This is a genomic window from Pseudomonas sp. EMN2 (genome assembly GCF_009650555.1).
GTDB classification, from domain to species: Bacteria; Pseudomonadota; Gammaproteobacteria; order Pseudomonadales; family Pseudomonadaceae; genus Aquipseudomonas; species Aquipseudomonas sichuanensis.
This window is the reverse complement of the sequence record NZ_VZZR01000034.1, coordinates 1-22708: the sequence shown is the minus strand read 5'-3', so window position 1 is coordinate 22708 and position 22708 is coordinate 1. Positions and strand designations below refer to the sequence as shown.

Sequence of the window (22708 nt, the reverse complement as noted above, 5' to 3'; positions counted from 1 at the left end):
GTTCCTCTTGCCGGACAACTGCCGCAGTATCAGCCGGCAGTTTGCCTGTCGAGGTACTTCCTGATGGTCCGGGAGGCATTGTTCAGGTGCGCTTCGAGCAGCTTGACCGCTTCGTCCACCAGCTTGTCGCTGGCGGCATCGGTCAGGGCGATGTGATCGTCCTGGGTGAGCTTGCCGAGCCCCATGGAGGACAGGTGGAAACGCAGGAAGCGTTCTTCTTCGTTGAGCTCGATTTCAATCAGGCGCAGCAGCTTCTGGTTCCCCGCCTTGCTGTAGAGCGTCATGTGGAACAGCCGGTTGAGGCGGCCGATCTCGGCGTGGCGGGTTTCGTTTTCCAGCTGCTGGATGTAACCCCGGGCCTGGGCAATGTCATCGGCGTCGAGCAACGGGATCGACTGGCGCAGGGCCTCGGTCTCCAGGAGTACGCGCAAGGCGTAGGTGTCCACGGCGTCCTCGCCGATCAGCGGTGCGACCACAGCGCCCTTGTGCATCACCACTTGCAGCAGCGATTGCGCTTCGAGCTGGCGCAAGGCTTCGCGTACCGGCATGCGGCTGACGCCGAACAACGAGGCCAGTTCCTGTTGGCGCAAGGCGGTGCCTGGGGGCAGGCGCCCATCGAGGATGGCGCTGCGCAGGCGTTCTTCGATCACACTGCGGGCCAGGTGCGCCGGGACTTGCTCGCTGCCCAGTACGGTGCTCAGGAGTTTGCTTTTCTCAGCCACGCGGGGTTTGCCTCGGCAACATGAAGATTGGATCCAATAACCCTAGTGAGGGAACGGGGGTCTTGTCAAACCGCTTGCTTGGCGAGGCCTGCAGCCGGTGAAGGAATGCGGCTATCGTGAAGCAAGTCGCCGGCCTTGGGAAGTCGGCGAAAAGGCCGCAAGTTGTACGAAGCGGGTTAGCCGACGGCTGGCAAACGGGCCATAACCTGCCATTGTCTTTTGCCATGCCTGCCCGCACCATCGCGGCTTCCAACTGATTCTGAACGGGTGTTCGCAGTGGCGATACCTTGGGTCATTACAAGGACTGTACGCCGAATCGGTGCTGCCGCACTGCTGGCCTGCCTGTTGCTGGGCGCTTCGCAGGCGGACTGGGACTTCGCGCAGATCAGCAGCCGTGCCCAGGCCCTCTACGGCCCCCTTGGCGCAGGCCAGGGGCGCATCGATGCCTGGCAGCGCCTGCTGGCGACCCACCAGCAGGGCAGCGAGCTGGAGCGGTTGCAGGCGGTCAACCTGTTCTTCAACACGCAGCTGCGCTATGTCGAGGATATCGACCTGTGGCGCGAAGTGGACTATTGGGCCACGCCGGTCCAGTCGCTGATCAAGGGCGCCGGCGACTGCGAGGACTACGCCGTCGCCAAGTACTTCAGCCTGCGGCGCCTGGGCATTCCCGCCGACAAACTGCGCATCACCTACGTCAAGGCCCTGAGCCAGAACCGGGCACACATGGTCCTGACCTATTATTCAAGCCCACAGGCCCAGCCACTGGTGCTTGACAGCCTGATGAACGCGATCAAGCCGGCCAGCCAGCGTACTGACCTGTTGCCGGTGTACGCTTTCAACGGCGAGGGCTTGTGGCTGACGGGGGCGGGCGGCAACAAGAAGGTCGGCGATACCAAGCGCCTGTCGCGCTGGCAGGGGTTGCTGAAGAAAATGCAGGCCGAAGGGTTCCCGGCCGAGCCGGTTTATTGAAGGAGCACAGATGTCATTGTTCAAACAATTGCTGCTTGCCATTTGCCTGCTCCTGGTGGTCGCCTTCAGCGGCAGTTTCATGGTCAGCCTGGAGAGTTCGCGCAGCCAGTACATCAACCAGCTGCGTGCCCACGCCCAGGATGCCGCGACCGCCTTGGCGCTGGCGCTGACGCCGAACATCGACGACCCGGCAATGGTCGAGCTGATGGTCAGCTCGATTTTCGACAGCGGTTATTACGCCAGCATCAAGGTCATCGAGCAGGGCTCCAACGCCGTGCTGGTCGAGCGCCACGCCGTACCCGACAGCGCAGGTGTACCGGCCTGGTTCATCCGGCTGGCCAACCTGGAGCCGGCCGGTGGCGATGCAATCGTCAGCCGGGGCTGGCAGCAGGCTGCTCGGGTCGAGGTGATCAGCCATCCAATGTTCGCCCTGGCCAAGCTCTGGCAGAGCGCCCTGGGCAGCCTGGGCTGGCTGTTGCTGTGCGGCGTGCTGAGCGCGGTGCTTGGCGCGCTGTTGCTGCGTCGCCAGTTGCGGCCGCTGGATTACATGGTGGCGCAGTCCCACGCCATTGCCCGGCGCGAATTCCTCAGCCTGCCAGAGCTGCCGCGCACGCCCGAGCTGCGCCGGGTGGTGCAGGCGATGAACCAGATGGTCGAAAAGCTCGAAGCCTTGTTCCGCGAGCAGGCCGAGCGCAGCGAGCAGTTGCGCAACGAGGCCTACCAGGACAGCCTCACGGGCCTGGCCAACCGCCAATACTTCGAGATGCAGCTCAGCGCCCAGGTCAGCAACCTGGAGGAGGCCCGCGCCGGTTACCTGCTGCTGTTGCGCGTGCAGGACCTCGCCGGCCTCAACGCCCGCCTGGGTGGCCAGCGCAGCGATCAGTTGCTGCAGGCGGTGGCTGAGCAGCTGCGTCGTGCCTGTGCCCGCTACCCGCAAACCCATGACCTGATCGCCCGCAGCCGCGGGGGCGAATTCGCCGTGCTGGCGCCGGGCCTGGTGCATGACGAGGCGATCGAGCTGGCCCAGGCCCTGGAAGCCAGCCTGCAGAGCCTGCACGAGACCGGTGCCAGCGATGTTGCCCCGGTGGCCTGCATCGGCCTGGTCAGCTTTGATCCGGGTGATGAGCCACAGGCCTTGCTGACGCAGGCCGACGAGGCCCTTGCCCGGGCCGAGAGTCAAGCCACGCCGAGCTGGGTATGCCTGGAACAGGGGCCGGCAGCCCAGGCCCTCGGCAGCCAGCAAGCCTGGCACAGCCGCCTGGACCAGGCCCTGAGCAAAGGGCAGTTCGAGCTGTACTTCCAGCCGGTGGTGGACTGCCAGGCACCGCAACGGATACTGCATTTCAAGGTGACTTCACGGCTGCAGGACGGCCAGGGCGAGCCGTTGGCCGCCGGCAGTTTCCTGCCCTGGCTGGAGCGCTTCGGCTGGATGGCGCGGCTCGATGCGCTGATGCTGGAGCGGGTACTCAAGCATCTGCCGCGGCACCACGCTTCACTGGCGCTGAACCTGTCAGGCGCGACCCTGGCCGATGCCCAGGCCTTGCAGCGCGTCTACGCGCAGTTGGGCCAGCACCGCGCGCTGGGGCCGCGGCTGACCTTCGAAATCGGCGAAGAGCAGTTGCCCGAACAGGCCGTACTGGAGCAGTTCACCCGGCGCCTGCACAGCCTGGGTTTCCGCCTGGCCCTGCAACGTTTCGGCGGGCGCTTCAGCATGATCGGCAACCTGGCCAACCTGGGCCTGGCGTATCTCAAGGTCGACGGTGGTTACATTCGCAACATCGACCACGAGCAGCACAAGCGGCTGTTCATCGAGGCCATCCAACGGGCGGCGCACAGCATCGACCTGCCACTGATCGCCGAACGGGTGGAAACCCAGGGGGAGTTGAAAGTGCTGTGCGAGATGGGCGTGCAGGGCATTCAGGGGCAGCGGGTGGGGCCGCCGGCGCCCTGGCGTTGAGCCCAGCGCCGGGCATGGCGCTGGCCATCCTCAGATCAGCCCGCCGTGTTCATCCTCCTCGATCAGGTTGTTCAGGCCGCCCAGGGCCTTGCGCGCGCTGGAGCGGCTCAGCAGCTTGGCCTGGGCGCCTGGGGGCAGGTCGGTGATGCTGAACACGCCCTTGGCGGTCAGCACCTCGATCAGGTCCTCCAGTACCCGGATCATGTCCAGGTCGCTCTGCTTGAGCTGCTGCAGGCTGTTCTCGACGGCGTCCTCGGCGAGCCATGCCTGGACTTCCGCCTGGTCGGCCGAGAGCATTTCCGTGTAGCCGTGATAGGGGGCTGCTTCTACCCGCAGCAACTGGCCGTCGGCGTCGCGTTGCACGTAGAACATGGCGTCGTCCCTCGTCATCAAGATTCCTTTGGGTAGCCAGCAGCATAGGCAAAGTTCGCCGGGCGTGTCGGCCCTCAGCCACGGCACAGCCTCATATGCATATGCATTTAAGGTATTTAAATTATTTTTCTTATGACTTTATAGTCACTGCCACTGCGTACCTGCCGACCAATCGGCGCGCCGCACGACTCGAACCCACACGGGCAATCCCCGTGCGTTTCTGATCGTTGCGCGCCTTGGAAGTCGCGCACTTGCGTGGGAGTGAACAATGCCAGCCGCCTCGAACGCCTTGTCGACCATCGACAGCGCCTTGCCGCAAACCTTCGAAATCCGCCCGTTCACAGGTGCCGTCGGCGCCGAGATCGTCGGCCTCGATCTGACCCGACCGGTCAACGCTGCGGATTTCAACCGAATTCATCGCGCCCACCTGGACCACCACGTACTGGTGTTCCGCGACCAGCGCATCACCCCCGAGCAACAGATCGCCTTCAGCCGCCGCTTCGGCGAGCTGCAGATCCATGTGCTCAAACAGTTCCTGCTGGCCGGCCACCCCGAGATCCTGATCGTGTCCAACATCGTCGAGGACGGTGCCAACATCGGCCTGGGCGATGCCGGCAAGTTCTGGCATTCGGACCTGTCGTACAAAGAGCTGCCGAGCCTGGGTTCGATGCTGCATGCCCAGGAGCTGCCCAGCGAGGGCGGCGACACCCTGTTCGCCGACATGCACAAGGCCTGGGACGCCGTGCCCGATGCCCTGCGCAAGGTCATCAAGGGCCGTGACGCTGCCCACTCCTACACCGCGCGTTATGCCGAGACCAAGTTCGAAGGCAACTGGCGGCCGACCCTCAGCGCCGAGCAGTTGGCCCAGGTGCAGGAAGTCATCCACCCGGTGGTGCGTACCCACCCGGAGAACGGGCGCCAGGCGCTGTTCGTCAGCGAAGGCTTCACCACCCGCATCGTCGGCCTGCCCGATGACGAAAGCCGCGACGTGCTGCAGCAGCTGTATGCCCTGAGCGTGCTCGAACAGAACATCTACCGCCATCAGTGGCAGCCCCATGACCTGGTGTTCTGGGACAACCGCTCGCTGATCCACCTGGCCACCGGCTGCCCCGCGCACCTGCGGCGCAAGCTGTACCGCACCACCATCCAGGGCGATGCCCCGTACTGACGACTGAGGAACATCATCATGCGCACATCCATCAGCCGCCTGGCGGCAAGCATCGGCCTGGGCGCCAGCCTGGTCGTTGGCAGCCTCGCGGCGCCGACCGTGGCCCACGCCGAGGGCAAGATCCGCATCGCCGAGCAGTTCGGCATCGTCTACCTGCTGCTCAACGTGGTACGTGACCAGCAACTGATCGAAAAGCACGGCAAGGAGCAGGGCATCGACATCGCCGTCGATTGGGCCCAGCTTTCGGGCGGCGCGGCGATCAACGACGCCTTGCTGTCCGGCTCGGTGGATATCGCTGGCGCCGGCGTCGGCCCGCTGCTCACCGTGTGGGACCGAACCCGCGGCCGGCAGAACGTCAAGGCCGTGGCCTCGCTGGGCAACTTCCCGTACTACCTGGTCAGCAGCAACCCCAACGTGAAGACCATCGCCGACATCGGCGACAAGGACCGTATCGCCGTACCGGCGGTGGGTGTCTCGGTGCAATCGCGCTTCCTGCAATACGCTGCCGCCCAGCAGTGGGGCGACAAGGAATACAACCGCCTCGACAAGTACACCCTGGCCGTGCCGCACCCGGACGCCACCGCCGCGCTGCTGGCCGGCGGTACCGAGCTCAACGGGCACTTCTCCAACCCGCCGTTCCAGGACCAGGTGCTGGCCAACAAGAACGTGCACGTGGTGCTCAACAGCTATGACCTGCTCGGCCCCAACTCGCCGACCCTGCTGTTCGCCACCGAGAAATTCCGTAAGGACAACCCCAAGACCTACAAGGCCTTCGTCGATGCCCTGGCCGAAGCTGCCGACTACGCCCAGAAGGACAAGGCGGCCGCCGCCGACACCTATATCCGCGTGACCAAGGCCAAGATCGACCGTGACGCGCTGATCAAGCTGATCGACAACCCGCAGTACGAATTCACCGTCACCCCGAAGAACACCTACAAGCTGGCCGACTTCCTCTACCGCGTCGGCGCGATCAAGAACAAACCCGCGTCGTGGAAGGACTACTTCTTCCAGGATGAACGCCCGCTGCAGGGGAGCTGACCGACCATGACCGCCCCATTGCCAGGCCACACGGCCAGCAACCTGAGCCGTGTCGCCACCCCACCGCTGCTGGCGGTGGACAACCTGAGCCTCGAATACCGCACCGCCCAGCGCGTGGTGCGGGCCACCCACCAGGTCAGCTTCGAAGTCGACCGCGCCGACCGCTTCGTGCTGCTCGGCCCGTCCGGCTGTGGCAAGTCCACCTTGCTCAAGGCCGTGGCCGGGTTCATCGAGCCCCGTGAAGGGCAGATCCTGCTGCAAGGCCAGCCGGTACGCGGCCCTGGTCCGGACCGTATCGTGGTGTTCCAGGAGTTCGACCAGTTGCCGCCGTGGAAGACGGTGAAGCAGAACGTGATGTTCCCGCTGCTGGTGTCCGGCCAGCTCAAGCGCGCCGAGGCCGAGGAGCGCGCCTTGCACTACCTGGAAAAGGTCGGCCTGGCGGCGTTCGCCGATGCCTACCCGCATACCCTGTCCGGCGGCATGAAGGCCCGCGTGGCGATCGCCCGGGCGCTGGCGACCCAGCCGAAGATCCTGCTGATGGACGAGCCCTTTGCCGCGCTCGATGCCCTGACCCGCCGCAAGATGCAGGAAGAGTTGCTGCTGCTGTGGGAGGAAGTGCGCTTCACCTTGCTGTTCGTCACCCACTCCATCGAAGAAGCGCTGGTGGTGGGCAACCGCATCCTGCTGCTGTCGCCGCACCCGGGCCGGGTGCGGGCTGAAGTGCACAGCCACCAGTACGACCTCGGCAGCCTGGGCGGCAGCGACTTCCAGGCCAGTGCCCGGCGCATCCACCGCTTGCTGTTCGACCAGGACGAGGCGCCGGTTCAGGCCAGTGACCTTGGCTTCAACGACATTCGCATCGCCTACTGACAGGAGCCTTGGCATGACTTCGACAGCTGTTCGCCAGGAATACGAAGTGCAGTTGCAGCCCCTGCCCGGGGTGCCGCTGGAACGTGATCTGCCGCTGGCCCAGCGCCTGTGGCAGCAAGGCTGGCTGCGCAAGGCGATGATCCTGGTGCTGCTGGCAGGGTTGTGGGAGCTGGTGGCGCGCTTCACCGACAACGACCTGCTGCTGCCGAGCTTTGTGCAGACGGCTATGGCGTTAGGGGAGGGGCTGCTCAGCGGCGAAATATTCGCCAAGGTCGGCGTGTCGCTGGTGGTGCTGCTCAAGGGTTACGTGCTGGGGATTGTCCTGGCCTTCGGCCTGACCAGCCTGGCGGTGTCGACCCAACTGGGGCGCGACTTGCTGGGCACCCTGACCTCGATGTTCAACCCGCTGCCGGCCATCGCCCTGCTGCCGCTGGCGCTGCTGTGGTTCGGGCTGGGCGACAACAGCCTGATCTTCGTGCTGGTGCATTCGGTGCTGTGGGCGCTGGCACTGAACACTTACGCGGGCTTTCTCGGCGTGTCCGAAACCCTGCGCATGGCCGGGCGCAACTACGGCCTGCGCGGCTTGCGCCTGGTGCTGCATATCCTGGTGCCGGCGGCGCTGCCGTCGATTTTGTCGGGGCTGAAGATCGGCTGGGCCTTTGCCTGGCGCACCTTGATCGCCGCCGAACTGGTATTCGGTGCCAGCAGTGGCAAGGGTGGGTTGGGCTGGTACATCTTCCAGAACCGCAACGAGTTGTACACCGACAAGGTGTTTGCCGGGTTGGCCGTGGTAATCCTGATCGGGTTGCTGGTGGAAGGGCTGGTGTTCAATACCCTGGAGCGGCTGACCGTGCGGCGGTGGGGTATGCAGCGGTAGTCCTTCTGTGCCGGCCTTTCGCGGGGCAAGCCCGCTCCCACAGGTATCGCATAGGCCTTGTGGGAGCGGGCTTGCCCCGCGATAGGGCCGCTACAGGCCACTACACCTGGTACTGCGCCGCCGCATTGGCCAGGGTCCGACCAATTTCCTCACGCAACGCCAGCGGCGCTTCCACTACCAACCCTTCCCCCTGACTCAGCAGCCACCAGCGCAACGGCCAGCCATCGATCACCGTTGCCCTTAGCCGGTGCCCCTGCTCCAGCGCCGTCAGCTGCATATCCCCGGTCAGCGGCGACTCACGCAACTGGCGCGCCAGCAGGTCGCTGACCCACGCCTGCAGCTCCACACCCTCATCCTGGGCCGGTTGCAGCGCATCGCCGCGCAAATACCCCTGCAGATCGAAATTGCCGCGCAGCTCGCTGCCGGCATTGGCCGACCAGTGCCAGCCGAACGGGATGCTCTTGTCGTTGCGTTCCAGCGGGAAGATCAGCGACAGCTCGTTGAGGTCGCGCTCGACGGTGCGCTTGCTGACGTTGAAGCCCACGTCACGCAGGCGCCACACCAGTTCTGCACTGGTGGTCCCGGGGGAGCGGCTGGGCAACTGGCGCAGAAGGGCCCATTGGCGGCTAAGGGTGGCGCGGGTGGTGGCGAACGGCAAAGGAAACGTCCTTGTCTAGGCTTGCCGCCATAGAATGGCGGCACGGGCAGGTCATGGCAATTGGCCACAGCCTGCTCAGATCAAGGAACAGACAATTGGTTGCCTGGCCCTGGATCGTTCGCGACAGGTTTTGTCGTGACGTCGCGCAGAATCACGCCCCATCCCAGCAATGCCTGGAGCTGTGTGCCGTTCAATGAGGATGAACATGTCTGCTGCCAGCAATATCCATTCGCTGCTCGCGCGGCTGCTGCCCGAGCGCATCGCGCCGGTACCGGTATTGCCGGGCCAGCGCCAGCGGTTGTTCGTCGGGGTCGGCATGCCGAGCCAGGCGGTGCAGGGCGGTGAACGCTTCGGCCTGATCGACCGGCTGGATGAAGCCACCGACCTGCAGGCGGTGTACGCCGACCTGTGCAGCCAGGCGTTGCTCGGCAACGTGGCGGCGCTCAACGACCTGGGCTGGATCTGGCTCAACGGCAAGTATTGGCGCGGCGATACCGCGCTGGCCGGGCATCTGCTGCGCATGGCGGCCTTGCAGGGCAATGCCGTTGCCTGGTTCAACCTTGGGCAGCAGCATTATTTCGGCAAGGGCGTGGAGGTGTCGTATGCCAACGCCGCCGAGTATTACCGCCATGCCTTCGAGCGCGGCATGCTGCATGCCGCGGCGGCGCTGGGCGACCTGTACGAGGAAGAGGTGTGCGACGGTGTCCCGCCATGGCGGGTGGACCCGCTCGAGGCTTACCAGTGGTTCCTGCGCGGGGCACAACGCGGCGAAACGCGCTGCCGTTTCGAGGTGGGTTATCGCCTGCTGCATGGGCTCTACGTGGCAGCGGACACCCGGGCTGCGCTGTACTGGCTGGAGCTGGCAGCGGCCACCGGGGTGATGCAGGCCGCCGAGGAACTGGCGGTGCATTTCAGCAGCCGCGACACGGCGCGTTACCTGGGCTGGCGTGACCAGGCGATCCAGCTGGGCAGCACCCTGGCGCTGACCATGAAACTGGAGGACCAGGTTCAGCGTTGAGGCACGGGGGTAGCCCATCGCTGGCAAGCCAGCTCCCACAGGAATCGCATCAAACTTGAGACATGCGCTGTACCTGTGGGAGCCGGCTTGCCGGCGAAATGGCCGCAGGGCGGCCCAAAATCGCAACCCAGGCTTGCGTCACCTCAGAACGCAAAGCACGAACAACCCAATGCCCCCCAGAACCCCTGGAAGTCGCTGACCGGCACCTTGGAGTGGCGCGCCTGTTCATGGCTGTGTGCATGCACACCGCATGGCCCTGAACACTGGTGCACGGCGGCCGCCAGCGATGGCGTACCCACGCGCCAGTGCCCCGGCACCTTGGCCACGGGCGACCACTCGGGCAGCACCGGTACCTGTGGCGGGCCCAGCTTGTCGAACTCGGCAGCGCCGTACACCACCTTGCCATCGACCACCGTCAGCACCGACTCGATGCCCTTGATGGCCTCTTCATCGACGCTGAAGAAATCCAGCGACAACGCCGCCAGGTCCGCCAGCTGGCCCACCTTGATCTGGCCTTTCTTGCCCTGCTCGCTGGAGAACCAGGCGCTGCCCTGGGTGAACAGCTGCAGCGCGGTGTCGCGGCTCAGGCCTTCGGGGTACAGCGCCATGCCGCCCACGGTCTTGGCGCTGACCAGCCAGTACAGCGAGGTCCACGGGTTGTAGCTGGACACGCGGGTGGCGTCGGTACCGGCACCCACCGGCACGCCCATGTCGAGCATGCGCTGGATCGGTGGGGTCTGCTCGGCCGCCTTGGCGCCGTAGCGGTCGACGAAATACTCGCCCTGGAAGGCCATGCGGTCCTGGATGGCGATGCCGCCGCCCAGCGCCCGCACACGCTCGATGTTCTCTGGGGTGATGGTCTCGGCATGGTCGAAGAACCACGGCAGGCCATTGAACGGGATGTCGCGGTTGACCTTCTCGAACACGTCGAGCATGCGTGTGATCGATTCGTTGTAGGTGGCGTGCAGGCGGAACGGCCAGCGTTGTTCCACCAGGTGGCGCACCACCGGTTCCAGCTCCTGCTCCATGGTCTGCGGCAGGTCCGGGCGCGGTTCGAGGAAGTCCTCGAAGTCGGCGGCGGAGAACACCAGCATCTCGCCGGCGCCGTTGTGGCGCAGGAAGTCGGTGCCGCTGTGCAGCTTGACGCTGGCGGTCCACTTCTTGAAATCGTCCAGCTCTTCCTTGGGCTTCTGGGTGAACAGGTTGTAGGCGATGCGCACGGTGAGCTGGTTGTTGTCGGCCAGTTCCTGGATGACCGAGTAGTCGTCCGGGAAGTTCTGGTAGCCGCCGCCGGCATCGATGGCGCTGGTCAGGCCCAGGCGGTTTAGCTCACGCATGAACTGGCGGGTCGAGTTGACCTGGTACTCCAGCGGCAGCTTCGGCCCCTTGGCCAGGGTGGCGTAGAGGATCATCGCGTTGGGACGGGCGATGAGCATGCCGGTCGGGTTGCCGAACTTGTCGCGCTGGATCTCGCCACCCGGCGGGTTGGGCGTGTCCTTGCTGTAGCCCACCGCCTTGAGCGCGGCGCGGTTGAGCAGCGCACGGTCGTACAGGTGCAGCAGGAACACCGGGGTGTCGGGGGCGGCCTGGTTGATCTCTTCCAGGGTGGGCATGCGCTTTTCGGCGAACTGGAATTCGTTCCAGCCGCCGACCACCCGTACCCACTGCGGGGTCGGCGTGCGGGCGGCCTGGTCCTTGAGCATGCGCAGGGCGTCGGCCACCGAGGGCACACCTTCCCAGCGCAGTTCAAGGTTGTAGTTGAGGCCGCCGCGGATCAGGTGCAGGTGCGAGTCATTGAGCCCTGGGATCACCGTGCGCTGTTTGAGGTCGATGATCTGCGTGGTGGCGCCTTTGTGGGCCATGGCCTGGGCATCGTTGCCCACCGCGATGAACTTGCCGTCCTTGATGGCGACGGCGCTGGCAGTGGGGTTTTCACGGTCGACGGTGTGCAGTTTGCCGTTGAACAGGATGAGATCGGCGGTCATGGAGCCTCCTTGGGTGGATGCAGTGGCGTAGCCGCTGAAGGGCAGGGCCGACCACAGTGCGCCGGCGGCGCCGAGCACGCTGCTGGTGGCGAGGAACTGGCGGCGGCTCTTGTCGTTCGGGTCCTGGGACATGGTGTTCTCCATCGGGCGGCGGCAGGCGGGTGAAGGTTAGCAACCAGGGGGATTTGTGTTGCCTGGCCTGGCCTATCGCGGGGCAAGTCGCATCGGCGCACCGCCGCTCCCACGCAGTGAGCAAGTGCTTTGTGGGAGCGGGCTTGCCCCGCGATGCTGTCAGCGATTGAGGAAGGCCAGCAGGTCTTCATTGAGCTGCTGTGCATGGGTCACGGCAAAGCCATGCGGCGCTCCTTCGTACACCTTCAGCTCGGCACCGCGGATCAGCTCTGCAGCTTTCCTGCCAGTGCTCTCGAACGGCACGATCTGGTCGTCGTCACCGTGGATGACCAGGGTCGGCACATCGATCTTGGCCATGTCCGGACGGAAATCGGTTTCGGAGAAAGCGGTCACGCAGTCCAAGGTGCCTTTGATCGACGCCAGCAATGCAATGTTCAGGGTTTGGGTCTGCACGCCCTGGGACACCTGCTGGCCATGGTTGATGCCATAGAAGGGCGCGGCGAAGTCGGCGATGAACTGCGCCCGGTCTGCCCGCAGGCCGGCCTTGATGCCGTCGAATACCGCACGGTCGACGCCGTCCGGGTTGTCGTCGCGCTTGCCGAACACCGGCGTTACCGCACCCAGCAACACCAGGCCGGCAACGCGCTCGCTGCCGTGCCTGGCGATGTAGCGGCTGACGTCGCCACCGCCCATGGAGAAGCCCACCAGGGTCACCTCGCGCAGGTCGAGGTGTTCGATCAGCTGGGCGATGTCATCGGCGAAGGTGTCGTAGTCGTACCCGCTCCAAGGCTGGCTGGAACGCCCGAAACCACGGCGGTCGAACGCGATGGTGCGGTAGCCGCGGCTGGCCAGGTACTCCATCTGCGAATCCCACATGTCGGCGTCCAGCGGCCAGCCGTGGCTGAACAGGACGGGTTTGCCACTGCCCCAGTCCTTGTAGTGGATCGAGGTGCCATCGCGGGTAACGAGTGTGCTCATGTCGGTATCTCCTGAAATTCGAGTGAGGCAGTGAGAAAGCTTTCAGCCACGCAGCCAGGCGGCGCAGCGGCGGGTCACCCAGGGCATGATGTAGAACACCACGGGCAGGATGACGAACAGGTTGGTGATCAGGTTGCCGCTGATCGGGCCCCCCAGCAGCGGGTAGCGGGCGAACAGCGGCGCCAGCAGTTGCGGGATCAGCAGGGTCATGGGGCAGATCACCAGGTAGGTCAGCACGGCCTGCTTCCAGCGCGGCGGTGGTGCGGCGCGGGTGCTGGGCGGGGTGAACCAGAACTCCGGGTCGTCATGCACCTGGGTCTGGTCGCCCTCTTCAAGCAGTGGCAGCACTTCGCTGACCAGCGCCTGGCGCTCGGCCGAATTGACCCAGGCCTGCAGCAGGCCGGCGTCGGCGAACCGCACGATGGTGGTGAACTGCCGACCACCGTCGTCCGGGCGGATCACGTTGACGTCCAGGTGGCCGGGCTGCTGGCGCGCGGTGCTCACCGCATGCTTGAGCCAAGCCTCGTAGGGCGCCAGCGCCTGGGCGCGGACCTTGTGCTGAATCACCAGCGTGACGACGTTGCGGTTGTGTGGTGTGTTCATCGGCGGTCCCTGGCGTGAGCTGCGTTGACGGGGTGTGCTGCGCCGCCTGGCGCCACGACGGCGCCAGGCGGCTGGCGGGTTACTTGCCGGCGGTCAGGGTGTTGTAGCTGGTCATCAGGTTGCGGTAGTCGGGGATGTGGTTGCTGAACAGCGCGGCCAGGCCTTCGACGTCGTTGCGCCAGTCGCGGTGCAGCTCACAGGCCACGCCGAACCAGGTCATCAGTTGCGCGCCGGCCTGGCTCATGCGGTCGTGAGCGGCGTCGCGGGTCATTTCGTTGAAGGTGCCGGAGGCGTCGGTCACCACGAACACTTCGAACTCTTCTTCCAGGGCCGCCAGCGCCGGGAATGCCACGCATACCTCGGTCACCACGCCGGCGATGATCAGTTGCTTCTTGCCGGTGGCTTTGACTGCCTTGACGAAGTCTTCGTTGTCCCAGGCGTTGATCTGGCCAGGGCGGGCGATGTACGGGGCGTCGGGGAACAGGGCCTTGAGTTCCGGTACCAGCGGGCCGTTGGGGCCTTGCTCGAAGCTGGTGGTGAGGATAGTCGGCAGGTTGAAGTACTTGGCCAGGTCTGCCAGGGCCAGCACGTTGTTCTTGAAGCGGTCCGGCTCGATGTCGCGCACCAGCGACAGCAGGCCAGCCTGGTGATCCACCAGCAGTACGGCGGCGTCGTCTTTGTTCAGGCGGTTGTATTTGAAGTTAGCCATGGTCGTGCTCCTTAGGGTGTGTCGTTCACTGGGTGGGGTGTTTCGCGTTGATGTGCAAAGATTAGATTCATCACCTTTGGCGCGGTAGAATGCAAAAATTGCCTCTAGCGTTCTATTTGGTGAACGATCAATGGAAGACCTCAACTCCCTGTACTACTTCACCCAGGTGGTGGAGCACGGCGGCTTCGCCCCGGCCGGGCGGGCGCTGGACATGCCCAAGTCCAAGCTCAGCCGGCGCATCGCCGACCTGGAGGAGCGCCTGGGCGTGCGCCTGCTGCACCGCACCAGCAGGCACTGTTCGCTGACCGAGATCGGCCAGGCCTACTACAACCGTTGCCTGGCCATGCGCGTGGAGGCCGAGGGCGCCGCCGAAATCATCGAGCGCAACCGCAGCGAGCCGCGCGGGCTGGTGCGCATCAGCTGCCCGACCACCCTGCTCAATTCCTGGGTGGGGCCGATGCTCACCCGCTACATGCTCAAGTACCCGCAGGTAGAACTGTTCATCGAGAGCACCAACCGCCGCGTCGACTTGCTGCACGAAGGCTTCGACCTGGCGCTGCGGGTGCGCTTCCCGCCGCTGGAGAACACCGACATGGTGATGAAGGTGCTGAGCAACAGCACCCAGTGCCTGGTCGGGCACCCCGCGTTCCTCGAGCAACTGCCGGCGGGCTTCGACCCGCAGCTACTCGGTACGCTGCCCAGCCTGCACTGGGGCGGCGCCCAGCGCGAATACCAGTGGGAGCTGTTCCAGGGCGAGGACCAGCAGCACAGCCTGGTCATCCCGCACAGGCCGCGCATGGTCAGCGACGACTTGTTTGCCCTGCGCCATTTCGTGGTGGCCGGAGTGGGCATCGCCCACCTGCCACGGGTGTCGGTGCGTGAGGACCTGGCGGCGGGCAGGCTGGTGGAGTTGCTGCCGCAATGGCACCCGCGCTGCGGCATCGTCCATGCGATCTTCCCGTCACGGCGCGGCTTGCTGCCGTCGGTGCGCGCGTTGATCGACCACCTGGCCGAGGAATTCGCCACCAGCGACATGGCCTGACGGCGCGGGTTTGCCGCGAGGATGAACAACTTTTCATCTTCGCCTGCCGTCAGGCCCGGTTGACGGCAGGGGGAGGGCAGGGCGTATATTGATAGTTAGCAAACTATGAATATCCTCGGTTCCTCCTATGTCACTTGACGCACTGCACATGAAAATCAGCAGCGGCATGGTCGTGGCCGCCCGGCATTGGCGTCGCCTGTGCCAGGGCGCCCTGACCGGCTATGGCATCTCCGAAGCCTGCGCCGTGCCGTTGCTGATGATCGTGCGCCTGGGCGACGGCGTGCACCAGGTGGCGGTGGCCCAGGCCGCCGGCCTTGAGAGCCCGTCGCTGGTGCGCCTGCTCGACCAGCTGTGCAAGGCGGGCCTGGTGCAGCGCAGCGAGGACCCGCTGGACCGCCGCGCCAAGGCCTTGAGCCTGACCGCCACAGGCCGCGCCCTGGCCGAGTCCATCGAAGGCGAACTGGTGCGCCTGCGCCGCGAGTTGCTGCAGGGCATCGACCAGGCCGACCTGGAAGCCACCCTGCGGGTGATCCGGGTGTTCGAAGACGCGGGCCTGACCCCATGAACGGTTTCTTCAGCTCGGTGCCCCCGGCCCGCGACTGGTTCTACGGCGTGCGCACCTTCGCCGCGTCCATGATCGCCCTGTACATCGCCCTGCTGATGCAGTTGCCGCGCCCGTACTGGGCGATGGCCACGGTGTACATCGTCTCCAGCCCGTTCCTCGGCCCCACCACCTCCAAGGCGCTGTACCGTGCACTCGGCACACTGCTGGGCGCGGGTGCGGCGATCTTCTTCGTGCCGCTGCTGGTGCAGTCGCCGTTACTGCTGAGCATTGCCGTCGCGCTGTGGACCGGCACCCTGCTGTTCCTCTCGCTGAACCTGCGCACCGCCAACAACTACGTGCTGATGCTGGCCGGCTACACCATGCCGATGATTGCCCTGGCCGTAGTCGACAACCCCCTGGCGGTGTTCGACGTGGCCTCGTCCCGGGCCCAGGAAATCTGCCTGGGCATCGTCTGCGCGGCGGTGGTCGGCGCGGTGTTCTGGCCGCGCCGGCTGGCGCCGGTGGTGGTGGGCGCGACCGGCAGCTGGTTCAGCGAGGCGATCCGATACAGCGATACCTACCTGGCCCGCGAAGCCAGTGCCGACAAGGTCGGCGGCATGCGCGGGGCGATGGTCGCCACCTTCAACTCGCTGGAGCTGATGATCGGCCAGCTCGGCCACGAAGGCGCCGGCCCGCACACCTTGAAGAACGCCCGCGAACTGCGCGGGCGGATGATCCACCTGCTGCCGGTGATCGACGCCCTCGACGACGCCCTGATCGCCCTCGAAGGCCGTGCCCCGGCGCAGTTCGCCCAGCTGCAGCCGGTGCTGGCGGCCGCCCGCGAATGGCTCAAGGGCACCGCCGACAGCGCCGCGGTGGCACGCTGGACCGCCCTGCACGAGCAGATCGACCGCCTGCAACCCGGCGCCGCCGCCCTCGACCAGCGCGCCGAGCTGCTGTTGTCCAACGCCCTCTACCGCCTGACCGAATGGGCCGACCTGTGGCAGGACTGCTGCACCCTGCAGCACGCCCTGCGCACTGACGACGCCAAGCCGTGGCGCGCGGTGTATCGGCACTGGCGGCTAGGCCGGCTGACGCCGTTCTTCGACCGTGGGCTGATGCTTTATTCGGTGTTCTCCACCGTCACCGCCATCGTCGTCGCCTGCGGCCTGTGGATCGGCCTGGGCTGGAACGACGGCGCCAGCGCGGTGATCCTCGCCGCCGTGTCGTGCAGCTTCTTCGCCGCCATGGACGACCCCGCGCCGCAGATCTACCGGTTCTTCTTCTGGACCTTGATGTCGGTGATCTTCTCCAGCCTGTACCTGTTCCTGGTACTGCCCAACCTGCATGACTTCGCCATGCTGGTGCTGGCCTTTGCCGTGCCGTTCATCTGCGTCGGCACCCTCACCGTGCAGCCGCGTTTCTACCTGGGCACCTTGCTGACCATCGTCAACACTTCGACCTTCATCAGCATCCAGGGCGCCTACGATGCTGACTTCTTCACCTTCCTCAACGCCAACCTGGCGGGGCCGGTGGGTCTGCTGTTCGCCTTCCTCTGGACCATCGTGGTGCGCCCGTTCGGCGTGGAGCTGGCGGCCAAGCGCATGACCCGCTTCGCCTGGCGCGACATCGTCGAGATGACCGCGCCGGCTACTCTCGCCGAGCACCGCCAGGTCGGCGTGCAGATGCTCGACCGCCTGATGCAGCACCTGCCGCGTCTGTCGCAAACCGGCCAGGACAGCGGCGTGGCGCTGCGCGACCTGCGCGTGGGGCTGAACCTGCTCGACCTTTTGGCCTACCTGCCGCGCGCTGGCAGCCAGGCCCGCGAGCGCCTGCAGACGGTGATCGAAGACGTCGGCGGCCACTACGCCGCCTGCCTGCGCGCCGGCGAACGCCTGCATGCCCCGGCGGCGCTGCTGCGCAACATGGAGCGGGCGCGCCTGGCGCTGAACCTGGACGAACTGTACGAGCGCGGCGATGCCCGCACCCACCTGCTGCACGCCCTGAGCGGCCTGCGCCTGGCGCTGTTGCCGGGGGTGGAGGTGATGCTCGAACCCACTGAACAAACGCAACTGCCCCCCGGGCTCGATGGAGCGCCCCTGTGATCGGTGAACTGGATATCAGCGGGGTGTTCCTGCCCACGCTGCTGGTGATGATGTTTGCGACCTACCTGTTGTTCCTGGGGGTGCACGCGGTGCTGGTGCGCGTGCATTTCTACCGCCTGGTCTGGCACCGAGCGCTGTTCAACGTTGCCCTGTATGCCGTGCTGCTGGGCGCGGTCGACCACTTTTGCCGAAGCCTGATGCTGCCATGAAAAAACCTTTGCTGACCCTGGGCCGCGTGGTCCTGACCTTGCTGGTAGTGACCTTCGCCGCCGTGCTCGTGTGGCAGATGGTGGTGTACTACATGTTCGCCCCCTGGACCCGCGACGGGCACATCCGTGCCGACGTGATCCAGATCGCTCCGGATGTGTCCGGGCTGATCCAAAAGGTCGAGGTGCGCGACAACCAGACCATCAAGCGCGGCGACGTGCTGTTCACCATCGACCAGGACCGCTTCAGCCTGGCCCTGCGCCAGGCCAAGGCGACCCTGGCCGAGCGCCAGGAAACCCTGGCCCAGGCATCCCGCGAGGCGCAGCGCAACCGCAAGCTGGGCAACCTGGTGGCGGCCGAGCAGCTGGAAGAGAGCCAGTCGCGTGAGGCCCGCGCCCGCTCGGCGGTCAATCAGGCCCAGGTGCAGGTGGACCTGGCCCAGCTCAACCTCGACCGTTCGGTGGTGCGCAGCCCGGTGGACGGTTACCTCAACGACCGCGCCCCGCGCGCCCACGAGTTCGTCAGCGCCGGCCGCCCGGTGCTGTCGGTGGTCGACAGCGCCTCGTACCACGTCGATGGCTATTTCGAAGAGACCAAGCTCGGTGGCATCCATATCGGCGATGCCGTGGACATCCGCGTGATGGGCGATAACACCCGCCTGCGCGGCCGTGTCGAAAGCCTGTCCGCCGGCATCGAAGACCGTGACCGCAGCAGCGGCGCCAACCTGCTGCCCAACGTCAACCCAGCGTTCAGCTGGGTGCGGCTGGCCCAGCGGATCCCGGTGCGCATCACCTTCGACGAGGTGCCGGCGGACTTTCGCATGATCGCCGGGCGCACCGCCACGGTGTCGATCATCGAGGGCCAGCGCCCATGAAACAGCTGATCCTGGTGGGGCTTAGCCTGTCCCTCGGCGCTTGCATGATGGTCGGCCCCAACTACGAAGAGCCCAAGGACGCCGCCGTGCAGCGCAGCGACCTGAACGGCCCGTTGCGCCAGGATGCCGACAGCGTGGTGTCGGCACCGGTGCCCGAGGACTGGTGGCAGCTGTACCAGGATCAACGCCTCAACGAACTGGTGCGCCAGGCCTTGAGCGCCAACACCGAACTGCGCGTGGCCGCCGCCAACATCGCCAAGGCCCGTGCCCAGGTGGAAGTGGCCGAGTCCCAGGGCGGTTTCAATGGCGGCATCAAGGCCGGTGCCCAGCGCTTGCAGGAGTCCGGCGAGGCCTTCCTGCTGCCGGAGAAAGTGCCGGTGGCCAACATTGGCGAGGCGCTGGTGAGCGTCAGCTACCAGTTCGACTTGTGGGGCACTTTCAAGCGCGGCACCGAGGCCGCCAAGGCCAACGCCGATGCGGTGCAGGCCGCTGCCGATACTGCGCGCATCACCTTGGTGGCCGATGTGGTCAAGGCCTACACCCAGGTGTGTTCGGCCAACGAGGAGTACCACATTGCGCGAGAGTCGCTGGACCTGCAGCAGCAGGGCGTGCAACTGACACAGCGCTTGCGCGACGCTGGCCGCGGCGACGAGACCCAGGTCACCCGCTCGCAAACCCAGTTCAAGTCGCTGCGCGCTGAACTGCCGCGCTTCAAGGCCGAGCGTGAAACTGGCCTGTACACCTTGGCTGCGCTGCTGGCCAAACCGGTCGAGCAGTTGCCGGCGGGCACCGCCGATTGCGCCGAGCTGCCGCATCTTGCGCAGCTGATCCCGGTGGGTGATGGCGCCGCCTTGCTCAAACGCCGACCCGATGTGCGCCAGGCCGAGCGCATGTTGGCGGCTGCGACCGCGAATATCGGCGTGGCCACTGGCGCGCTTTATCCGGATATCAGCATTGGCGCACAGGTGGGGACCATCGGCATTCTCGAAAACCTCGGTGAGCCTTCCACCAACCGTTGGGGCTTTGGGCCGCAGATCAGCTGGAACATCCCCACCAATGGCACCCGTGCGCGTATTCGCATGGCGGAAGCTTCGACTCAGGCGGCATTGGCGCAGTTCGATGGCGTGGTGCTGAACGCCATTCGAGAGACCCAGACGCGGTTGGCGCAGTACAGCGCCTTGCTCGACCGGCGTGATGCGCTGGCCGAGGCTGAGCGTTCGGCGAAGGAGTCGGCGGATCAGACGCATCTGCGTTATCAGGTGGGGCGTGAGTCGTTCCTGGCTGACTTGCAGGCGACGCGGACCTATACCGATGTGCGGGCGCAGCTGGCGGCGGCGAACAGCCAGGTGGCGATGGGGCAGATTGGGGTGTTTCTGGCGTTGGGTGGGGGGTGGAAGGGTAGTGCCAAGCCTCTGGATAAAACCTCAACCAACTGATGTAGGTAGGCAGGATAGATGCCTGGCTTATGGTTGTATCAGGGCATGCAGGTGCGCGCCACAACCCTGGCGGCGTCTGTGAAATCGAGCGCCGCCCGCACGGCCTCGAGCTTTAATCTGTTCAGGTACGACGTATTTCTACCACCGTATGAGCCACTGCAGTGTTAGCAATTATTCCGTCATCAGCATCCCTGCGCGGGGGATTGCCCTCGGGTGCCAGAGTCTGGGCCGAACTTGTGTAGCGAGGATTCACGTTTTCTTGAAGCGCGATGGCCTTACGTTGAAGTTTGTTAGCTCGGGATCGTAGGTGCAAAAATTCCCTCTGAAGCTCTTGAACTTCTACTGGCAGTCTTGCGGCGCTGGTATTCAGCTGATGTCCCACTGGGGGGGGCGCCGAGGCTAGAGCCGTGTCCTCAACTGTTTGAGTCGCCCTTAGGTGCTCCAAAAGTTCCGCTCTAGTATCTCGTGCATCACTACGGTTGCTTGCCGCTAATTGCATTAACCGCTCCCTCTTTCTTGCGCGCGCTTGATCCCGCCGTTCAGCTCTGCGGGCAATCTTAGGCCGTTGCACTTGGTTCAGCGCCTTTAGAGGTCTTCGTCCTGCCCTGCCGTTGGGGTCAATCAAGTTCACCGGGTCCCCGACGCAATAGGCATAGCCGTTGATCCCTCCCTTATCAAAAGGGCTGGATGTGTCGAATGAGTAGAAGCGCATGAGCGTTGGGCTGAATAAGCGATGACCGTTTCCCAGTGCATAACATGCGCTCACTGACTCATACCGTTCGGCGTTGAACATCAATGTTTGTGCCATGGTCAGGTCCGCCGGAGTAGCGCCATAAGCGGAGTAACTCAATGGCTGGGCTGGGCCGCTGCTTGCGCAGGTTTGCACAACGGAGCCTGGCTCGTTCGTGGCCAACAGTAATGTGTCGGTTCCCAGAGGCGTAGCCTTGCGTTCGGCATGCGCGATACCCGCTATGTGCAGCAGCGATGATGTGGTGTCACCGTTCATCAACGAGTGAAGCTTTTTGCCTTGGTAAAAGAGTCGAGTGGCCATGGCGTGGTTGTTCCCGAAGAGGGCGGTATTGGCCTGACTGTGGATAAGTTTCTGTGGGGCGACAACTGGCAAAATTGTCAGGTGCTCATCAATGCTGAAGTGCTGCGCAGGTCTTCGAGGGCAAGTCCCTGCGGCAATCTTCAAGTAACTGATGTAGGTAGGCTGCGTGGGATTGGCGGTGCGACTTGCCCCGCGATCACTGGCGTAGCCAGTGCCATGTTGCGTGGTTTTCAGGCCTGGCCAATCGCGGGGCAAGCCCGCTCCCACGAGGGGATAGATGCCTGGCTTATGGTTGTATCAGGGCATGCAGGTGCCTGCCACAGCCCTTGCAGCGCTTATCAGACCGAGCGCCGCCCGCGTGGCGCTCGATCTGATAGGCGCTGCAAGGCTTTCGGCGAACACCTGGTGGCCTTGATGCGGTCCAGCGCGAGGAATGGCCAGAAAGCCGTGCGACATTTCCGAAAATGAAACCAAATCCTACGGTTCCGCATGGCTTGGGACGTATCCTACGCGGCTTGCGGAAGTTTCGATGTTGTCGGTGGAATCCCTCAGGAATAACGTCCCAGGGTCGCTTTCGGGCGATCGGGAATTGAGACCCCCGGGAACAATAAGCGCCGCTTTATGGCAGCTGTACGCGGGCAGGCTTCGGCCTGTTCGGGTTTTCCTATTGTCCCGGGTCTCACCCCGCGTACGGCTGCCACCCAATTCAGTGAGACGAGGCGGAGGGCAGTTCCTGAACTCTCAATAGGAATGTCCGCAATGAAAAAACGCGTCCCCGACCCACCGCGCTTCATCCCCTGTTTCACCCTCCAAACCGACTTGCCCACCCCCGACGCCCTGGCCCACGCCAGCCAGCTACTGCGCGGCGTGAGCGAAACCCTGGACGAACACTGCCGGCTGCACGCCGGCGACCTTGGCCTGCACATGCTGAGCAACGCCGCCTACGCCGCCGATATGGCGCGTGCCCTGATCGAACACACGATGGCCCGTTGCGACGGCGCCCAGGAGCCACGCCCATGAGCGACGACCTGAAAACCTGCACCACCTAGGGCCGCGAAACCTGCCTGGTGTGGGTGCCTGGTTGTTGATTGCATCAGGGCATGCAGGTGCTTGCCACAGCTCTTGTGGCGCCTATGAGACCGAGCGCCGCCCGCGCGGCGCATCGCTGGCAAGCCAGCTCCCACAGTTTGTTTCGGGCCAATGAATCCTGTGAAAGTACCGGCGCCTGCCTTGGTGCATGTCTTGAGTCATGTGGAGCGGCGGGAACGCCCACGCTGAAACCGCGTCGTACCAACAAGGCGGACAGTGATGAAACCACAGGAGTGACTGGCCCGAAACAGATGTGGGAGCTGGCTTGCCAGCGATGCGCCGCGCGGGCGGCGCTCGATCTCAT

The 22708-nt window shown here is 65.0% G+C and carries 22 protein-coding genes; 14 read left to right on the top strand and 8 right to left on the bottom strand.

The genetic code is table 11. From position 1 onward, the window contains the following. Positions 1-29: 29 nt before the first annotated feature. On the bottom strand, positions 30-722 hold the full coding sequence (locus F6X61_RS11265) for a GntR family transcriptional regulator (protein WP_153786712.1): 693 nt from the start codon (positions 720-722) through the stop codon (positions 30-32). A 276-nt stretch (positions 723-998) separates the two neighbouring features. Between F6X61_RS11265 and lapG the strand changes: the two genes are divergently transcribed. Both lapG and lapD read left to right on the top strand, forming a co-directional pair. Further along, positions 999-1691, top strand: a complete 693-nt coding sequence (gene lapG, locus F6X61_RS11260; protein ID WP_153786711.1) for a cysteine protease LapG — start codon at positions 999-1001, stop codon at positions 1689-1691. A gap of 10 nt (positions 1692-1701) precedes the next feature. After that, positions 1702-3648 carry a cyclic di-GMP receptor LapD gene (gene lapD, locus F6X61_RS11255; RefSeq protein WP_153786710.1) on the top strand — a complete coding sequence of 649 codons (1947 nt, stop codon included), beginning with the start codon at positions 1702-1704 and terminating at the stop codon, positions 3646-3648. A gap of 30 nt (positions 3649-3678) precedes the next feature. On the opposite strand, the gene F6X61_RS11250 is transcribed toward lapD, so the two are convergent. After that, a complete protein-coding gene (locus tag F6X61_RS11250) occupies positions 3679-4020 on the bottom strand; it encodes a tryptophan synthase subunit beta (RefSeq protein ID WP_110992037.1) in 342 nt (113 codons plus the stop codon). A gap of 268 nt (positions 4021-4288) precedes the next feature. Between F6X61_RS11250 and F6X61_RS11245 the strand changes: the two genes are divergently transcribed. From F6X61_RS11245 to F6X61_RS11230, 4 genes are read left to right on the top strand one after another with little or no spacing between them, the layout of a single operon-like run. Then, positions 4289-5188, top strand: coding sequence for a TauD/TfdA family dioxygenase (locus F6X61_RS11245; RefSeq protein WP_153786709.1), 900 nt, complete (start codon positions 4289-4291; stop codon positions 5186-5188). 18 nt (positions 5189-5206) lie between these two features. Beyond that, positions 5207-6226 (top strand): ABC transporter substrate-binding protein, encoded by a 1020-nt coding sequence (locus F6X61_RS11240; RefSeq protein ID WP_153786708.1) that lies wholly within the window; start codon positions 5207-5209, stop codon positions 6224-6226. 6 nt (positions 6227-6232) lie between these two features. Further along, positions 6233-7096, top strand: a complete 864-nt coding sequence (locus tag F6X61_RS11235; protein ID WP_153786707.1) for an ABC transporter ATP-binding protein — start codon at positions 6233-6235, stop codon at positions 7094-7096. A gap of 13 nt (positions 7097-7109) precedes the next feature. After that, positions 7110-7973: an ABC transporter permease gene (locus tag F6X61_RS11230; protein WP_153786706.1), complete on the top strand. Its 864-nt coding sequence runs from the start codon at positions 7110-7112 to the stop codon at positions 7971-7973. Between the two features lie 100 nt (positions 7974-8073). Here F6X61_RS11230 and F6X61_RS11225 read toward each other — a convergent pair whose 3' ends face one another. Then, complete coding sequence (locus F6X61_RS11225; RefSeq protein WP_153786705.1) at positions 8074-8631, bottom strand: WYL domain-containing protein; 558 nt, start codon at positions 8629-8631, stop codon at positions 8074-8076. Between the two features lie 205 nt (positions 8632-8836). On the opposite strand from F6X61_RS11225, the gene F6X61_RS11220 reads away from it, so the two are divergent. Next, entirely contained in the window at positions 8837-9649 is an 813-nt protein-coding gene (locus tag F6X61_RS11220; RefSeq protein ID WP_153786704.1) for a tetratricopeptide repeat protein, read from the top strand. Positions 9650-9792: 143 nt separating this feature from the next. On the opposite strand, the gene F6X61_RS11215 is transcribed toward F6X61_RS11220, so the two are convergent. The 4 genes from F6X61_RS11215 to ycaC form a co-directional block, all read right to left on the bottom strand. Continuing rightward, positions 9793-11634 carry an amidohydrolase gene (locus tag F6X61_RS11215; protein ID WP_178125808.1) on the bottom strand — a complete coding sequence of 614 codons (1842 nt, stop codon included), beginning with the start codon at positions 11632-11634 and terminating at the stop codon, positions 9793-9795. Positions 11635-11925: 291 nt separating this feature from the next. Continuing rightward, a complete protein-coding gene (locus F6X61_RS11210) occupies positions 11926-12744 on the bottom strand; it encodes an alpha/beta fold hydrolase (protein ID WP_153786702.1) in 819 nt (272 codons plus the stop codon). 42 nt (positions 12745-12786) lie between these two features. After that, complete coding sequence (locus tag F6X61_RS11205; protein ID WP_153786701.1) at positions 12787-13347, bottom strand: antibiotic biosynthesis monooxygenase; 561 nt, start codon at positions 13345-13347, stop codon at positions 12787-12789. Positions 13348-13426: 79 nt separating this feature from the next. After that, complete coding sequence (gene ycaC / locus F6X61_RS11200) at positions 13427-14056, bottom strand: isochorismate family cysteine hydrolase YcaC (protein ID WP_110992047.1); 630 nt, start codon at positions 14054-14056, stop codon at positions 13427-13429. Between the two features lie 130 nt (positions 14057-14186). Between ycaC and F6X61_RS11195 the strand changes: the two genes are divergently transcribed. The 6 genes from F6X61_RS11195 to F6X61_RS11170 all read left to right on the top strand — a co-directional run bounded on the left by F6X61_RS11195 (position 14187) and on the right by F6X61_RS11170 (position 20264). Continuing rightward, positions 14187-15098 carry a LysR substrate-binding domain-containing protein gene (locus F6X61_RS11195; RefSeq protein ID WP_153786700.1) on the top strand — a complete coding sequence of 304 codons (912 nt, stop codon included), beginning with the start codon at positions 14187-14189 and terminating at the stop codon, positions 15096-15098. A gap of 127 nt (positions 15099-15225) precedes the next feature. Beyond that, entirely contained in the window at positions 15226-15663 is a 438-nt protein-coding gene (locus F6X61_RS11190) for a MarR family winged helix-turn-helix transcriptional regulator (protein ID WP_153786699.1), read from the top strand. Beyond that, complete coding sequence (locus F6X61_RS11185) at positions 15660-17747, top strand: FUSC family protein (protein WP_153786698.1); 2088 nt, start codon at positions 15660-15662, stop codon at positions 17745-17747. Before F6X61_RS11190 ends, F6X61_RS11185 begins: the two co-directional genes overlap by 4 nt. After that, on the top strand, positions 17744-17956 hold the full coding sequence (locus tag F6X61_RS11180; protein WP_028635562.1) for a DUF1656 domain-containing protein: 213 nt from the start codon (positions 17744-17746) through the stop codon (positions 17954-17956). Before F6X61_RS11185 ends, F6X61_RS11180 begins: the two co-directional genes overlap by 4 nt. Then, a complete protein-coding gene (locus tag F6X61_RS11175) occupies positions 17953-18828 on the top strand; it encodes an HlyD family secretion protein (protein ID WP_110992052.1) in 876 nt (291 codons plus the stop codon). Before F6X61_RS11180 ends, F6X61_RS11175 begins: the two co-directional genes overlap by 4 nt. After that, a complete protein-coding gene (locus F6X61_RS11170; protein ID WP_153786697.1) occupies positions 18825-20264 on the top strand; it encodes an efflux transporter outer membrane subunit in 1440 nt (479 codons plus the stop codon). The genes F6X61_RS11175 and F6X61_RS11170 overlap by 4 nt, the downstream gene beginning before the upstream one ends. 121 nt (positions 20265-20385) lie before the next feature. On the opposite strand, the gene F6X61_RS27570 is transcribed toward F6X61_RS11170, so the two are convergent. Continuing rightward, a complete protein-coding gene (locus F6X61_RS27570; RefSeq protein WP_371923689.1) occupies positions 20386-21270 on the bottom strand; it encodes an RHS repeat-associated core domain-containing protein in 885 nt (294 codons plus the stop codon). Between the two features lie 804 nt (positions 21271-22074). Between F6X61_RS27570 and F6X61_RS11160 the strand changes: the two genes are divergently transcribed. Further along, entirely contained in the window at positions 22075-22335 is a 261-nt protein-coding gene (locus F6X61_RS11160; protein WP_153786695.1) for a DUF3077 domain-containing protein, read from the top strand. Positions 22336-22708 lie beyond the last annotated feature (373 nt).

Excerpts from the sequence above, each read along its gene's own strand:
- lapD (WP_153786710.1), top strand. The coding sequence starts at position 1,702 with ATGTCATTGTTCAAACAATTGCTGCTTGCCATTTGCCTGCTCCTGGTG.
- F6X61_RS11250 (WP_110992037.1), bottom strand. The coding sequence starts at position 4,020 with ATGTTCTACGTGCAACGCGACGCCGACGGCCAGTTGCTGCGGGTAGAA.
- F6X61_RS11245 (WP_153786709.1), top strand. The coding sequence starts at position 4,289 with ATGCCAGCCGCCTCGAACGCCTTGTCGACCATCGACAGCGCCTTGCCG.
- F6X61_RS11240 (WP_153786708.1), top strand. The coding sequence starts at position 5,207 with ATGCGCACATCCATCAGCCGCCTGGCGGCAAGCATCGGCCTGGGCGCC.
- F6X61_RS11235 (WP_153786707.1), top strand. The coding sequence starts at position 6,233 with ATGACCGCCCCATTGCCAGGCCACACGGCCAGCAACCTGAGCCGTGTC.
- F6X61_RS11230 (WP_153786706.1), top strand. The coding sequence starts at position 7,110 with ATGACTTCGACAGCTGTTCGCCAGGAATACGAAGTGCAGTTGCAGCCC.
- F6X61_RS11220 (WP_153786704.1), top strand. The coding sequence starts at position 8,837 with ATGTCTGCTGCCAGCAATATCCATTCGCTGCTCGCGCGGCTGCTGCCC.
- F6X61_RS11215 (WP_178125808.1), bottom strand. The coding sequence starts at position 11,634 with ATGACCGCCGATCTCATCCTGTTCAACGGCAAACTGCACACCGTCGAC.
- F6X61_RS11210 (WP_153786702.1), bottom strand. The coding sequence starts at position 12,744 with ATGAGCACACTCGTTACCCGCGATGGCACCTCGATCCACTACAAGGAC.
- F6X61_RS11205 (WP_153786701.1), bottom strand. The coding sequence starts at position 13,347 with ATGAACACACCACACAACCGCAACGTCGTCACGCTGGTGATTCAGCAC.
- ycaC (WP_110992047.1), bottom strand. The coding sequence starts at position 14,056 with ATGGCTAACTTCAAATACAACCGCCTGAACAAAGACGACGCCGCCGTA.
- F6X61_RS11195 (WP_153786700.1), top strand. The coding sequence starts at position 14,187 with ATGGAAGACCTCAACTCCCTGTACTACTTCACCCAGGTGGTGGAGCAC.
- F6X61_RS11190 (WP_153786699.1), top strand. The coding sequence starts at position 15,226 with ATGTCACTTGACGCACTGCACATGAAAATCAGCAGCGGCATGGTCGTG.
- F6X61_RS11185 (WP_153786698.1), top strand. The coding sequence starts at position 15,660 with ATGAACGGTTTCTTCAGCTCGGTGCCCCCGGCCCGCGACTGGTTCTAC.
- F6X61_RS11175 (WP_110992052.1), top strand. The coding sequence starts at position 17,953 with ATGAAAAAACCTTTGCTGACCCTGGGCCGCGTGGTCCTGACCTTGCTG.
- F6X61_RS11170 (WP_153786697.1), top strand. The coding sequence starts at position 18,825 with ATGAAACAGCTGATCCTGGTGGGGCTTAGCCTGTCCCTCGGCGCTTGC.
- F6X61_RS27570 (WP_371923689.1), bottom strand. The coding sequence starts at position 21,270 with ATGAACGGTGACACCACATCATCGCTGCTGCACATAGCGGGTATCGCG.
- F6X61_RS11160 (WP_153786695.1), top strand. The coding sequence starts at position 22,075 with ATGAAAAAACGCGTCCCCGACCCACCGCGCTTCATCCCCTGTTTCACC.